General features: G+C 35.6%; 12 protein-coding genes. 8 read left to right on the forward strand and 4 right to left on the reverse strand.

Annotated elements, in window-relative coordinates; genetic code table 11:
• The first annotated feature begins 41 nt into the window (after nt 1-41).
• The 5 genes from HNQ00_RS04525 (at nt 42) to nudK (ending at nt 6,561) form a co-directional block, all read left to right on the forward strand.
• Nucleotides 42-1,592, forward strand: coding sequence for a serine hydrolase (locus HNQ00_RS04525; protein ID WP_173837146.1), 1,551 nt, complete (start codon nt 42-44; stop codon nt 1,590-1,592).
• 100 nt (nt 1,593-1,692) lie between these two features.
• The gene (locus HNQ00_RS04530; RefSeq protein ID WP_173837147.1) at nt 1,693-3,912 is read left to right on the forward strand and encodes a RelA/SpoT family protein; all 2,220 of its coding nucleotides are present in this window, start codon (nt 1,693-1,695) and stop codon (nt 3,910-3,912) included.
• Nucleotides 3,913-4,072: 160 nt separating this feature from the next.
• Nucleotides 4,073-4,552, forward strand: a complete 480-nt coding sequence (locus tag HNQ00_RS04535; RefSeq protein ID WP_173837148.1) for a Fur family transcriptional regulator — start codon at nt 4,073-4,075, stop codon at nt 4,550-4,552.
• Nucleotides 4,553-4,648: 96 nt separating this feature from the next.
• Complete coding sequence (locus tag HNQ00_RS04540; RefSeq protein WP_173837149.1) at nt 4,649-5,920, forward strand: adenylosuccinate synthase; 1,272 nt, start codon at nt 4,649-4,651, stop codon at nt 5,918-5,920.
• Between the two features lie 59 nt (nt 5,921-5,979).
• Nucleotides 5,980-6,561 carry a GDP-mannose pyrophosphatase NudK gene (nudK, locus tag HNQ00_RS04545; RefSeq protein WP_173837150.1) on the forward strand — a complete coding sequence of 194 codons (582 nt, stop codon included), beginning with the start codon at nt 5,980-5,982 and terminating at the stop codon, nt 6,559-6,561.
• A 219-nt stretch (nt 6,562-6,780) separates the two neighbouring features.
• Here the strand turns inward: nudK and HNQ00_RS04550 are convergent, their stop codons facing one another.
• Nucleotides 6,781-7,770, reverse strand: coding sequence for a Gfo/Idh/MocA family protein (locus HNQ00_RS04550; protein WP_173837151.1), 990 nt, complete (start codon nt 7,768-7,770; stop codon nt 6,781-6,783).
• 443 nt (nt 7,771-8,213) lie between these two features.
• On the opposite strand from HNQ00_RS04550, the gene HNQ00_RS04555 reads away from it, so the two are divergent.
• Nucleotides 8,214-8,372, forward strand: coding sequence for a hypothetical protein (locus HNQ00_RS04555; protein ID WP_173837152.1), 159 nt, complete (start codon nt 8,214-8,216; stop codon nt 8,370-8,372).
• A complete protein-coding gene (locus tag HNQ00_RS04560) occupies nt 8,356-10,158 on the forward strand; it encodes an alpha-amylase family glycosyl hydrolase (protein ID WP_173837153.1) in 1,803 nt (600 codons plus the stop codon). The genes HNQ00_RS04555 and HNQ00_RS04560 overlap by 17 nt, the downstream gene beginning before the upstream one ends.
• 71 nt (nt 10,159-10,229) lie before the next feature.
• On the opposite strand, the gene HNQ00_RS04565 is transcribed toward HNQ00_RS04560, so the two are convergent.
• On the reverse strand, nt 10,230-10,868 hold the full coding sequence (locus HNQ00_RS04565; RefSeq protein WP_173837154.1) for a peroxiredoxin: 639 nt from the start codon (nt 10,866-10,868) through the stop codon (nt 10,230-10,232).
• 91 nt (nt 10,869-10,959) lie between these two features.
• Nucleotides 10,960-11,868, reverse strand: a complete 909-nt coding sequence (locus HNQ00_RS04570) for an AEC family transporter (RefSeq protein WP_173837155.1) — start codon at nt 11,866-11,868, stop codon at nt 10,960-10,962.
• 157 nt (nt 11,869-12,025) lie between these two features.
• Here HNQ00_RS04570 and meaB point away from each other — a divergent pair, with 157 nt between their 5' ends.
• On the forward strand, nt 12,026-13,111 hold the full coding sequence (gene meaB / locus HNQ00_RS04575; protein ID WP_173837398.1) for a methylmalonyl Co-A mutase-associated GTPase MeaB: 1,086 nt from the start codon (nt 12,026-12,028) through the stop codon (nt 13,109-13,111).
• Nucleotide 13,112: 1 nt separating this feature from the next.
• Here the strand turns inward: meaB and HNQ00_RS04580 are convergent, their stop codons facing one another.
• Entirely contained in the window at nt 13,113-13,343 is a 231-nt protein-coding gene (locus HNQ00_RS04580) for a hypothetical protein (RefSeq protein WP_173837156.1), read from the reverse strand.
• Nucleotides 13,344-13,453 lie beyond the last annotated feature (110 nt).

Below are 13,453 nucleotides of genomic sequence, written 5' to 3' on the forward strand. Positions count from 1 at the left end.
TACTTTATCTAAAAAAATCAAAATATTTAAACATCACAATTATGAAAAATAGCTTTTTTGTTGCCCTAAGTTTCCTAACTACAACGCTTAGCTTTGCTCAAATAACCGCCCCCGAAGTAGACAAATTAGTCAATAGAACTTTGACCGCTTTCAATGTACCGGGAATTGCTGTTGCCATTGTAAAAGACGGTAAAGTAGTTCTAGCAGAAGGATATGGAGTAAAATCTATTGCAAGTAAAGAGAAAGTAGATGCAAATACGCTTTTTGGGATTGCTTCAAATAGTAAAGCTTTTACTAGCGCAGCACTAGCTATGCTTGTCGATGAAGGTAAAATAAAATGGGATGACAAAGTAGTGAAGTACCTTCCTAATTTTAAAATGTATAATGATTATGTTACTCAAGAATTTACTATTCGTGATTTATTAACACATAGAAGTGGCTTGGGTCTTGGCGCAGGAGATTTAATGATATGGCCTGACGGTAGTGACTTCACAGCGCAAGATATTATTGTGAATTTACAGTATTTAAAACCCGTTTCGGCTTTTAGAACAAAGTACGATTATGATAATTTATTGTACATCGTGGCCGGCGAAGTGATTCACGTAGTTAGCGGAAAAAGCTGGGCCGCCTTTATTGAACAACGCATCATGCACCCACTCCAAATGAACAATAGTGCAGCTTCATTTGTGCGACTTAAAGATTCTACCAATATCATCGCACCACACGTGCCTATTGACGGAAAATTAAAAGTGATTAAAAGATACCAAAACCAACTCTTTGATGCCGCTGCCGGAATTTATTCTAGCGTAAATGACTTGAGTAAATGGGCGATCATGCAAATGAACAATGGAAAATATGGTACTGAAAACAAACAATTATTTTCAGAAAAACAGCACGACGAAATGTGGCAGTTACAAACCATCATACCTACAAAAACAAGAGCGCCGTACAACACCCATTTTAACGGCTATGGTTTAGGGTGGTTTTTAAGTGATGTTAAAGGCTACAAACAAGTAACGCATACGGGAGGATTAGAAGGTATCGTAACCCAAACAACCTATATTCCTGAGTTACAATTAGGAATTATTGTATTGACTAATCAGCAATCAGGAGCTGCTTTTAATGCCATTACAAACACGATAAAGGACAGCTATTTAGGAATCACCTCTGATGACTACGTGACTACTTATAGCAACCAAATGAAAGCGCATGCAGCATCAGCTGACAAAGTAACTGAAGAGGTATGGGCGGTAGTTGCTCAGAACCAGAAGGACAAAATTAAAGGCGACTATAAAGCAATTGTGGGAACTTACAGAGACAATTGGTTTGGAGACGTCGTAATTTCTGAGAAAAAAGGCCGTGTTTACTTTGCTTCAAAACGCTCTTCACAATTAAAAGGAGAGGTTTTCTTTTATAAAAAAGGAAATTATGTAGTGAAGTGGGACAACGCTTATTTTCATGCTGACGCTCATCTTTTATTCGAAACAAATGATGCTGAAATAGTTAGCGGATTAAAAATGAACGCCATCTCTGAACTAACTGACTTTAGTTACGATTTTCAAGATTTAGACTTTAAAAAATTGGCATTATAATAGTGGTATAAACGTGCTATTAGCACTGCTTAATTCGAGTAATTTAGAGCTTGCATATATGCAAACTTATCGTTATTTTTAGAAAATGAACCCTGCTGCCATGACAGAAATAGATATAGAAAAAGAAAATAAAGCAATTGCACAAGAGTACAAAGAATTGCTTCGTATTAGTTATCAAACGCTTTCTACAGAGGATAAGAAACTCATTAGAAAAGCTTTTGATGTTGCAGTAGACGCGCACAAAGACCAACGTAGAAAATCTGGAGAAGCTTACATATTCCATCCCATTGCTGTCGCTAAAATTGTTGCTTCAGAGATTGGTTTGGGAGCGACTTCTATCGCAGCTGCTTTGATGCATGATGTAGTTGAAGACACTCCTACAACTGTGAAGGATATTGAGCGCATGTTTAATCCTAAGGTAGCACAACTTGTTGAAGGGCTTACAAAAATATCTTTAGTACAAAAAGATATGAATGTATCGATGCAAGCAGAGAATTTTAGAAAAATGCTACTGACTCTTAACGATGACGTACGTGTAATTTTAATTAAAATTGCTGACCGCTTGCACAACATGCAAACCATGGAATCTATGGTAGACTATAAGCAGGTAAAAATAGCTTCAGAAACACTGTATATTTACGCGCCTCTAGCCCACCGTTTGGGATTATATAATATTAAAAACAAACTTGAAGACTTAGGTTTAAAATATACTGAACCGGCTATATACAATGATATTGTAAGTAAAATTAGAGAGACTAAAGAACAACAAGATGCCTACATTAAAGACATCTCTGACATTATAAAAGCATCACTTGATATAGAGAATATCGACTATGTAATTAAAGGAAGGCCTAAATCTATTTACTCTATACGTAGAAAAATGAAAGCTCAAAATGTAACCTTTGATGAAGTTTATGATAAGTTTGCTTTGCGTATTGTTTACAAATCGCCTCCTAACGAAGAGAAATTTGTCGCTTGGAAAATCTATTCGATCGTTACAGACCATTACAGACCAAGTCCTAGCCGATTAAGAGACTGGATTTCGTCTCCTAAATCTACAGGTTATGAAGCCTTGCACATTACTGTTATGGGACCTAAAGGGCGCTGGGTAGAAATTCAAGTGCGTAGTGAACGTATGGACGAAATAGCCGAAAAGGGTTATGCTGCACACTACAAATATAAAAATGGCGCTACCGAAGAAAGCGGACTCGATGTATGGCTGAATTTACTAAAGGAAGCCCTTGAAAACTCTGAAACTAGTGCGGTAGACTTTGTTGAAGATTTCAAAATGAATTTGTATTCGAAAGAAATCTACATTTTTACCCCAAAAGGAGATATCAAGTCCTTGCCTAAAGGAGCGACCTCATTAGATTTTGCTTTTAGTATTCACTCAGAAATTGGAATTAAAACGCGAGGAACACGTGTCAACGGAAAGCTAGTTCCTTTAAATTACGAACTAAAAAGTGGTGACCAAGTTGAGATCATTACCTCTGCAAATCAAAAACCAACGATCAACTGGCTTGACTACGTAACGACATCGCGCGCAAAAAATAAAATACGTAACGTATTAAATGAAAATACTAAGAAAATAGCCGAGGAAGGAAAAGAAATCCTGACACGTAAATTAAAGCACCTTAAGATTACTGTTAACGAATCGGTAGTGAATGAATTAGTTAATTTCTTTCAGTTAAAAACAAGTTTAGATTTATTTTACCGTGTAGGTGTAGGTTCAATTGAGAATCAACAACTAAAAGATTATGCTGCTCAAAAAAGCAATACATTAATCAATTTCTTCAAAAATAAAATGAAACGTAGCGGACAAACTGCTGACGTAGACATTCACAAGCCTGTTCTAAGCAATAACTTTGACATGCTTGTTTTTGGTAAAGATGAGGACAAATTAGATTATAAATTATCTACTTGTTGTAATCCCATTCCAGGAGATCAAGTTTTTGGGTTTGTTACTATTAATGAAGGAATAAAAGTGCATAAAAAAGATTGTCCTAATGCGATTTCGATGCAATCAAATTATGCCTATCGCATTATGCAAGCAAAATGGGTAGATTCATCACAGCAAGAGTTCAAAGCAATTTTGAATATTACTGGAATGGATACTTTAGGATTGACAAATCAGTTAACAAAGGTTATTTCAAACAACATGCACGTGAACATTCAAAGTATCTCCTTGAGTGGAGACGCTGGATTATTCAAAGGACAAGTGATTGTTGTAGTTCAAAACATTACAATTCTTAAAAAATTGATAGAAAACATCAAGAAAATTGACGGAGTAGACAAAGTGTCGCGAGTTTACAAGAAATAATCATAACTAACAATTGGTGTGCTTATTGCTATCTAATAGTAGTAGGAATGGCATGCTGCAGTGAGCTCCAAATTATATTTGTTTAAAAACTCACAAATTTATCTTGTTATACCTATTTAAACTTGAAAACTATTAAAATAAAAATTTATCTTTGCCAGATATGACACTCATTTCCACAGATAACAACAAAAACCAAGAAATTGTAAAAAATGTTTTTACAATGTATCTTGAGAATAAAGGCCATAGAAAGACTCCTGAGCGCTATTCTATCCTTCAGGAAATTTACGAAAGCGAAGAACATTTTGATATAGAAAACCTTTATATCAAGATGAAAAACAAGAACTATCGTGTAAGTAGAGCCACGCTTTACAATACGATAGAATTACTTTTGGACTGCGGTCTAGTTAGAAAACACCAGTTTGGTCAAAACCAAGCGCACTATGAGAAATCATATTTTGACAAGCAGCACGATCACATTATCATGACAGATACTGGTGAAGTAATTGAATTTTGTGACCCTCGTATTCAAACAATAAAGAAAACAATCGAAGAAATTTTTGATATTGAAATCACAAATCACTCCTTGTATTTTTATGGCGTAAAAAAAGGCGAAAAGCCAGAATTACCAGCAGAAGAATAAATAATTGTCCTTTTATTAAAAGGCAATAACACAAATAATAAGTAACTATTTTGACAGCTTAAAAACTGTCGCAACAACAATAAATAATAATTTAGAATGGCTGTAGATTTATTACTAGGATTACAATGGGGAGATGAGGGAAAAGGAAAAATAGTTGATGTACTTACATCAAACTATGACATTATCGCTCGTTTTCAAGGAGGACCAAATGCAGGACATACGTTAGAATTTGACGGAATCAAACACGTTCTTAGAACAATTCCTTCAGGTATTTTTCATAAAACTGCTGTAAATGTAATTGGTAACGGAGTCGTAATCGATCCTGTAGTTTTTCAAAAAGAGATCGAAGGTCTTGAAAAATTCAATTTAGACATTAAAAGTAAATTAATAATTTCAAGAAAAGCACACTTAATCTTACCTACACACCGTTTATTAGATGCTGCATCTGAGGCGTCAAAAGGGAAAGCTAAGATTGGTTCTACTCTTAAAGGTATTGGTCCAACATACATGGACAAAACCGGAAGAAACGGAATACGTGTGGGAGATATTGAATTAGAAGATTTCAAAGAAAGATATAGAGCACTTGCTGATAAGCATGAAGCGATGATTGCATTTCACGATGTAAACATTCAATATAACTTAGCTGAACTTGAAAGAGAATTTTTTGAATCGATCGAAGAACTTAAAAAATTAGATTTTATTGACAGTGAAGAATACATGCACCAAGCTCAAAAGAATGGTAAAACTATTCTTTGTGAAGGAGCTCAAGGATCTTTATTAGATGTAGATTTTGGAACTTATCCATTTGTAACATCTTCTAATACTACTGCTGCCGGTGCTTGTACTGGTTTAGGAATTGCTCCTAACAAGATCAAAGAAGTATATGGAATTTTCAAAGCTTACGTAACACGTGTAGGTAGCGGACCATTCCCAACAGAACTTTTTGACGAAGATGGAACTACAATGGCAAGAGTAGGAAACGAATTTGGATCTGTTACAGGAAGACAAAGACGTTGTGGTTGGTTAGACCTTGTCGCTCTTAAATATGCTGTTCAAGTAAATGGTGTAACACAATTAATGATGATGAAAGGTGATGTTCTTTCAGGATTTGAAACTTTAAAAGTATGTACTGAATATACTTATAAAGGAAAAAACATTGCTCACTTCCCTTATAACATCGAACCAGAAAATGTTACTCCTGTTTACCAAGAGTTCAAAGGATGGAAAGCTGACTTAACTGGAATGACTACTTACGAGGAGTTACCAGCTGAATTAACAGCTTACATCGAGTTCATTGAAAAAGAGTTAGAAGTGCCTATTAAAATTGTTTCTGTAGGACCAGATAGAAAACAAACTATCCTTAAATAATATTCACTAACGCTCTGAGAAATCAGGGCGTTTTTTATTATACCCACTAATTAATAATCATGCACATTCCTGAAATAAAAATTAAAGAGAACCAAGTTCTATCTGATAACTGGTACTTATTGAACAAAGTCACTTTTGACTTTAAAAAAAACGACAACAGTTGGATTACTCAAAAAAGAGAAGTTTATGACCGCGGAAACGGAGCTGCTATCTTACTTTACAATAAAGAAAATAAAACCGTAATTCTAACCCGTCAATTTAGATTACCTACCTATCTAAACGGAAATAAAACTGGAATGCTTATCGAAGTTTGCGCCGGTTTGTTAGACCAAGATAATCCTGAGCAATGCATCATTAGAGAGACTGAAGAGGAAACAGGTTATCGCTTAACAACAGTAAACAAAGTAATGGAAACCTACATGTCTCCTGGCGCAGTAACTGAAATCTTATACCTTTTTACTGGAGAATACGATCAAAGTATGCAAGTAAGTGAAGGCGGCGGACTAGAAGAGGAACAAGAAAATATTGAAGTACTCGAAATGACTTTTGATGAGGCTTATGCTATGATTGCTTCTGGCGAAATCAAAGATGCCAAAACAATCATGCTATTGCAACACGCAAAAATTCAAGGACTAATCTAGCATATGCTTTATTTGGCTGCCTAATCAGGCTATACATTGCAAGTACGCAGCCTGCTTTATAAAAACATAATCCCCATAACGAGCTTCCGATGGTCGCTGTTTGGGGATTTGTTTTTTAATAAAGCAGGCTTTGCGCGCTTTCCATTGCTATCCTTGGCAGAAAGAAAGATAGTGCCAATTAGCTATTTTATGTGGAATCGAAATTATATTGAAACGATATTATATTTTGCTCATGATTAAATCACAGAGTGCCATCGTCAAGATATTTTGAGAACCATCATTTTCTATAGAAAGCAAATCAGATAAGCTCTTTTTAAAATGAGCTAACTCACCTACAAAACCTCTCAAATATAAATCCCTGACACTTCCTGACATAGGTGTCATGGAGGGTGTATGTATTTCATCTGACTCTGTTAATGAGGCAAAAGAAGCACCACTATCTTTCTTTGATCGATGTACTATTACTTTATTTATTTCCTCAACTTGTACAAATCCATCATCAAAAGTGACCGTTAAGTTTTCACTTTCTCTAGACCAAGCAGACATGCTAGATAAATTAAAACTTCCTACTACCCCACTTTTAGCTCTAACAGCAATTGCAAGATTAACCGAAGCTCCATTAGAGTTATTCATTACCTCTACATGATCGATAGGGCCAAATAAATAGATTGCTAAATCTAGGACATGAATGGCAGCCAACTTAAGAAAAGCTTCTTCATCTGGACAAAAAGGCGTACCATCTACACAAAAGTTTAAATAGAAACTTCGTACTTCCCCTAGTTCTTTAGTATGAATTAATTCTTTTACTTTAAGGTAACTAGGCGCAAAGCGCTTCATAAAACCTACCGCTACCTTAACATTATTTGCTATTGCTGCTTGCTGTATTAAAACTGCTTCCTTCTCATTCCAGCCCAAAGGTTTTTCGACAAATATATGTTTACCTCTTTTCAAGCAAGATAAAGCAATTTCATATTGATCTTTTGGTTGTGCCACAATTATAACACCCTCAATAGTCTGTTCTTGCAACATCACATTATAATCTCCGTAAGCAGCACCGTTACTTCCAAGACGCGTTAAAGCATCTTGCGACTTCTCAATATTTCTTGTCGCTAATGCTGTTACTGTAATACCCGCTTCTATTGCTGCTGGAAAAATATTAGTTGTAGCTTGAAAGCCTGCGCCTATAAAGGCAATGTTATTTCTTTTCATAATTATTATATAGGATAAAAATAGGAACGAATGAGATGAACTCTACTAGTAAACTTTACTATACTACTTGCTCACTTAGAAGTACAAATATCAACATTTATTACGGGGTATTAAACCGTTATAGTGTAACAATATTTCTTAAAGAGGCTGATTAAATCATCATTGTAAAATAAAAACGTGCTAAATAGCCCTGATGGAAGTGGAAATCCCGAACACTGGCGTCGTAGAAAGCCAGAGTGAGGATTGTAGTGCACAGCAGGACGACTATTTCTTAGAAAGCAACTATGTACTGCTCCAAAATAAAAGAACCAGCATTATTCAATTTAAACCATCAAAAATTTTCAGTGATTTATTATAATTATATAAATCCTTTAAAGAATTCTATAACTAACTAAAAAGTAAAATATTAGATATTTGTAACAGTAACAAAAACAACAAACATCATGAAATCACAATATGCAAAAGTAGGAAAATCTTACGCTAAGAACCCAGGATCAGTAAGCAATCAAGAAGCAGAAGAAAAGGCAGAAAGAAGCAGCAAACAAGTATTAATCAATGATCTTTTTCTATATAATAATTTTATTTATGGAAAAACTAACTGATAAAGTAGCTGGAATGGGTGCTATAGTAGCTCAAGATGCTACCACCTATAGAGTTTGGGCTCCTAATGCCGACCGCGTTTTTGTAGCAGGAACATTTAATGACTGGAACAAATCAGCGCACGAACTCGAACAAGAGGAAAATGGATATTGGTCTGCAGCAATTGCTGAGGCAAAAGCAGGCGACGAATATAAATATCGCATTCATAACGGCGACCTTATCTTAGATCGTAATGATCCGTATGCTAAAGAAATGACCAATAGTAATGGGAATTCTATAGTTACAAAATTAGATTTTGAATGGGAAGATCAGGATTTTAAAATGAAATCGTGGAACTCACTCGTAATATATGAACTACATGTAGGAACTTTTAATCGTAAAAATGATGATGAAGTGGGCACATTCCAGTCCATCATTGATAAAATACCTTACTTACAATCAATTGGCGTGAACTGCGTCGAACTCTTACCTATCGCCGAATTTGCTGGAGGTATTTCATGGGGTTACAACCCGTCTTACCCTTTTGCAATTGAAAGAGATTATGGAGGAGCAGCCGAATTTGCCAAAATGGTAAACGAATTTCATAAAGCAGATATTGCTGTTATTCTAGATGTGGTGTACAACCACTTTGGACCATCAGATATGGATTTATGGCAATTTGACGGATGGTCAGATAATGATAAAGGTGGTGTCTACTTTTATAACGACCACCGTTCAAGCACACCTTGGGGTGATACGAGACCTGATTATGGTAGACCCGAAGTGCGACAGTACATAAGAGACAATGCTTTTATGTGGATCGAAGAATATCACTGTGACGGTTTGCGTATGGATGCAACATCTTACATACGCTATGAAGGTGGCGGCCTAGGAGATGACACTGAAATTCCAGAAGGCAATCTATTAATGCGCGAGATTAATGCCGAGATTCAAGCAAAATATCCCGGAAAACTAACCATAGCCGAAGACTTAAAAGGGCATACGCTAGTGACTGAAAGTACTGAAAATGGCGGAATAGGATATGGATCACAATGGGATATGAATTTTGTTCACCCTGTTAGAAAGGCTTTGATCGAACAAGGCGATGAATACCGCGACTTGCAAGCTTTAACAGATGCTATTTTATTTCAATACAATAACGACGTATTTCAACGTGTGATCTATACCGAGTCTCATGATGAAGTAGCTAACGGAAAAGCGCGTGTTCCCGAAGAAATTGAACCAGGACAAGCCGATAGTTTCTTTGGAAAAAAAAGAGCACTACTCGGAATTGCAATTACACTGACTTCTCCAGGAATCCCTATGCTTTTTCAAGGTCAAGAATTCATTGAAGATGAATACTTTAAAGATGACGAGCCCTTAGACTGGAACCAATTGAAAAAACATACTGGAATCACCAGAATGGTGAGTGATTTAATTAAGATACGCACAGCTGACTCCTATGAAAGTGAAGGATTAAGAGGACAATATACTAAGATTATTCACTTTAATGAAGCTAATAAAGTGCTTGCTTATGCACGATCCACAGCAGAAGATTTTTCTAACGCCACGATTGTATTAATCAATCTTTCAAATACTTCCTTTACAGATTATTCTTTTGGACTCCCATATGCAAAGCAGTACAACCTTGCTTTTAATAGCGACTGGTCAGGATATGATGAAGACTTTACTGACATGGATGTAGATCCCATTACAATAAAAGAAACAGCATGTGATGCAGAAACACATACTGGTATCACCAACTTACCCGCTTACGCTACACTCTTATTTCTACCCAAAAACGAGTAGTAGCTCTACATATAAAAAGGCGCAGTATAAAATTTTATACTGCGCCTTTCTCATTTTATATAACCAAAAAACTATTTGTTAGGCTGAGGCGTCATTCTTAAATAAGGTTTTATACCTGTAAATCCTTTAGGGAATTTAGCGGGTATATCAGCATCTTTAATTGATGGCGAAATCACCACATCTTGGCCGTCTTTCCAGTTTGCTGGAGTAGCCACACTATAATCTGCTGTCAATTGTAAACTATCAATTACACGCAATAACTCATCGAAATTTCTACCTGTAGAGGCTGGATAAGTTAAGATCAGTTTAATTTTTTTATCTGGTGAGATGATAAATACAGAACGAACCGTAAAGGTATCGTCAGCATTAGGATGAATCATGTCGTATAAATTAGCTACTTCTTTAGATTCATCAGCGATTATAGGATATTGAAGCGTTACGTTTTGCGTTTCTTCGATATCTTTTATCCATCTGTGGTGAGATTCTAGTCCGTCTACACTCAGTGCAATAACCTTAGTATTTCGCTTTTGGAATTCAGGAAAATAATTTGCTACCGTTCCTAATTCTGTTGTACAAACTGGAGTAAAATCTGATGGGTGAGAAAATAAAACACCCCAAGAATCGCCTAGCCAATCGTAAAATTTTATATGTCCTAAAGTAGTTTCTGCTTCAAAATTGGGAGCTGAATCTCCTAGTCTTAATGTTGCCATAATTGTAATTTTTAATTCCTATTAAAATTACTAATAATATTCCGTAGTAAGGGTGCGACAACTCATAAATAAAACTAAAAATAGTGCTGCATCAATGCACGATAAAGTACCAAAAAATCAAACTTATAAAAGATGCAGGAATTCCAAAACCAATCATCATACTGCTCAATCGCGGTTTTAAACCGTGATCAGAAGCCAATATGCAAGCGGTAATCATAGGTGCCATTCCAGCTTCAAGAATTGCAACTTCGATAATTTGAGATTTTTGATCTAATACTACAACATACAAAATATAGATTATTGCCGGAGTTAAAATCAATTTGTAAAGTAAGCCAAGTCCAAGAAACTTCCAATGTTGGCTTCTCGTTTCAAAGCGCAATTGCAACCCTACCGATATTAAAGCTAATGGGGTAACGCCACTTCCTAAAAGTTTTAAACTACTTTGCACTAATTGTTCAAAATCGAATCCTGACACATTCATAACACAGGCAACTCCGAAAGATAAAAATGGTGGAAAGAGTAAAATTTTCTTAGCTATTTCCCCAGCATTTTGGTTCCCTTTAGAATACAAAGTAGCTACCAAAATCCCTAAGGTAGACAATACTACAAAAGAGCCTGGTTGATCCACTAATATGGCCGTTTTCATTCCTTCCTCACCGTATAGTGCCTGAATTATAGGATATCCTAAAAATGAAGTGTTACCCAGTCCTGCCGTAATAATTAAACAGCCTATCAATTTTTTTGACCAACCGTACCGTTTACCCAAGATTTGAAATAGCAGGTAAGAACCCACAAATGCAATCCAAGCCACACTTATAGGGTACAGCAATTTATTATCCCAATGTATTTTTGGGATATAAAATAACGCAAGCGCAGGCAAACAAATATAGATTACTATTTTGTTTAGTTTTTTGTACAACTTGGTTACAGGTACTGCCTTGAGCCTTTGTAATACTAAACCAATTGCCAAATATAAAAATATGAGAAGAATATTATTCATGATATCTTATTACAACAAAAATACTGTTTTAAAAGATAAGATAATTGACAATATGTACTACTAAATATCCGTTGGCTCAGAAAGCTTTGATAGTTTTTAAAGTTGGTTTTTGAAACTGTTTTGGTTTTCATTACTTTTACTTCTCAATACGACTACTTTGAACGATAAAAACAAATCTACCTCTGCCCTAAGTGAAAAAGCTGGAATTACGGCTCCTGAAATCATCAGTGCTGCTGTGGTGCATACTATTCAAAAATTTAGAAAGGTACAACCATCAGCTACCGATCTGGTCAACGGAATATTAGCAGGAAACATTAGTGACTTAAGTAGAGCAATCACCTTAGTAGAAAGCACAAATCCTGCACATTTAGCCAAAGCAAACGATATAATTAATGCCTGCTTATTGCATGCTAATAAATCTATAAGAATAGGAATTACAGGCGTTCCCGGTGTAGGGAAAAGTACTTTTATTGAAGCGTTTGGAAAACACTTAACGAGTTTAGGAAAAAAAGTAGCCGTACTTGCTGTAGATCCAAGTAGTACTATTTCACACGGAAGCATCCTAGGAGACAAAACCCGCATGGAAGAATTAGTAAAAGATCCCAATGCGTATATTCGTCCATCTGCTTCAGGAGATACTTTGGGTGGCGTGGCTAGAAAAACTCGGGAGACAATTACATTGTGTGAAGCTTGCGGCTTTGATACTATAATTATCGAAACTGTAGGCGTGGGACAAAGTGAAACTGCAGTGCACAGCATGGTAGACTTCTTTCTATTATTAAAAATTGCTGGTGCTGGAGATGAATTACAAGGTATAAAACGGGGAATAATGGAAATGGCAGATGCCATAGTCATCAATAAAGCTGATGGTGATAATGTTAGGAAAGCCAAATTAGCGAAAACTGAATTCGATAGAGCCTTGCATTTATTTCCTGCCAAAAAATCAGGTTGGACACCTACTACTGCTACTTGTAGCGCCGTAACCGCTGATGGAATTCCCGAAGTATGGGAAACGATTTCTGAATTTATCCAACTCACCACTGGCAATGATTACTTTAATACCAAGCGAGCGGAGCAAAATGAATACTGGTTACTTGAAACTATTAATGAGCGTTTAAAATTAAATTTTTACAACAATCCTGAAATTGAAGCTTTGCTAGCATCAACTAAAAAAGCGGTGCAAAAAGATAAAATATCACCTTTTGCAGCCGCTCAAATATTGTTAGAAAAGTACTTTAAATAAGTTACTCTTTCTCGTAAAGTTCCATTTCTCTGTCGTAGAAAGCATTTGCCGCTTCGATCAAACCTTCCATTTCAGTATTTAATTCTGCCTCATCAAGATCCTCAGCTTCTTCAATAAATTCTACCTCATCATCTTTTAAGTTGATGATAAATCTAGGATAATCAAGGTGAATGATGAAGATATCATCTGGAAAATCAGTATTATCTCCAAGTAAAAATTTAGGTAATTCCATTTTGTATTAGTTATAAGTTGATGTCTTCTATTTTTATTTTTTATTCGAAAGTCAAATAAAAACAAAGAACCGAATAAAGTTTTAAAAAATCTATTTCTACATTCGAATAA

The organism is Flavobacterium aeripolare, from assembly GCF_013294025.1.
Classification (GTDB): domain Bacteria; phylum Bacteroidota; class Bacteroidia; order Flavobacteriales; family Flavobacteriaceae; genus Flavobacterium.

Coding starts and splice junctions, on each gene's coding strand:
- HNQ00_RS04525 (WP_173837146.1), top strand. CDS start 42: ATGAAAAATAGCTTTTTTGTTGCCCTAAGTTTCCTAACTACAACGCTT.
- HNQ00_RS04530 (WP_173837147.1), top strand. CDS start 1,693: ATGACAGAAATAGATATAGAAAAAGAAAATAAAGCAATTGCACAAGAG.
- HNQ00_RS04535 (WP_173837148.1), top strand. CDS start 4,073: ATGACACTCATTTCCACAGATAACAACAAAAACCAAGAAATTGTAAAA.
- HNQ00_RS04540 (WP_173837149.1), top strand. CDS start 4,649: ATGGCTGTAGATTTATTACTAGGATTACAATGGGGAGATGAGGGAAAA.
- nudK (WP_173837150.1), top strand. CDS start 5,980: ATGCACATTCCTGAAATAAAAATTAAAGAGAACCAAGTTCTATCTGAT.
- HNQ00_RS04550 (WP_173837151.1), bottom strand. CDS start 7,770: ATGAAAAGAAATAACATTGCCTTTATAGGCGCAGGCTTTCAAGCTACA.
- HNQ00_RS04555 (WP_173837152.1), top strand. CDS start 8,214: ATGAAATCACAATATGCAAAAGTAGGAAAATCTTACGCTAAGAACCCA.
- HNQ00_RS04560 (WP_173837153.1), top strand. CDS start 8,356: ATGGAAAAACTAACTGATAAAGTAGCTGGAATGGGTGCTATAGTAGCT.
- HNQ00_RS04565 (WP_173837154.1), bottom strand. CDS start 10,868: ATGGCAACATTAAGACTAGGAGATTCAGCTCCCAATTTTGAAGCAGAA.
- HNQ00_RS04570 (WP_173837155.1), bottom strand. CDS start 11,868: ATGAATAATATTCTTCTCATATTTTTATATTTGGCAATTGGTTTAGTA.
- HNQ00_RS04580 (WP_173837156.1), bottom strand. CDS start 13,343: ATGGAATTACCTAAATTTTTACTTGGAGATAATACTGATTTTCCAGAT.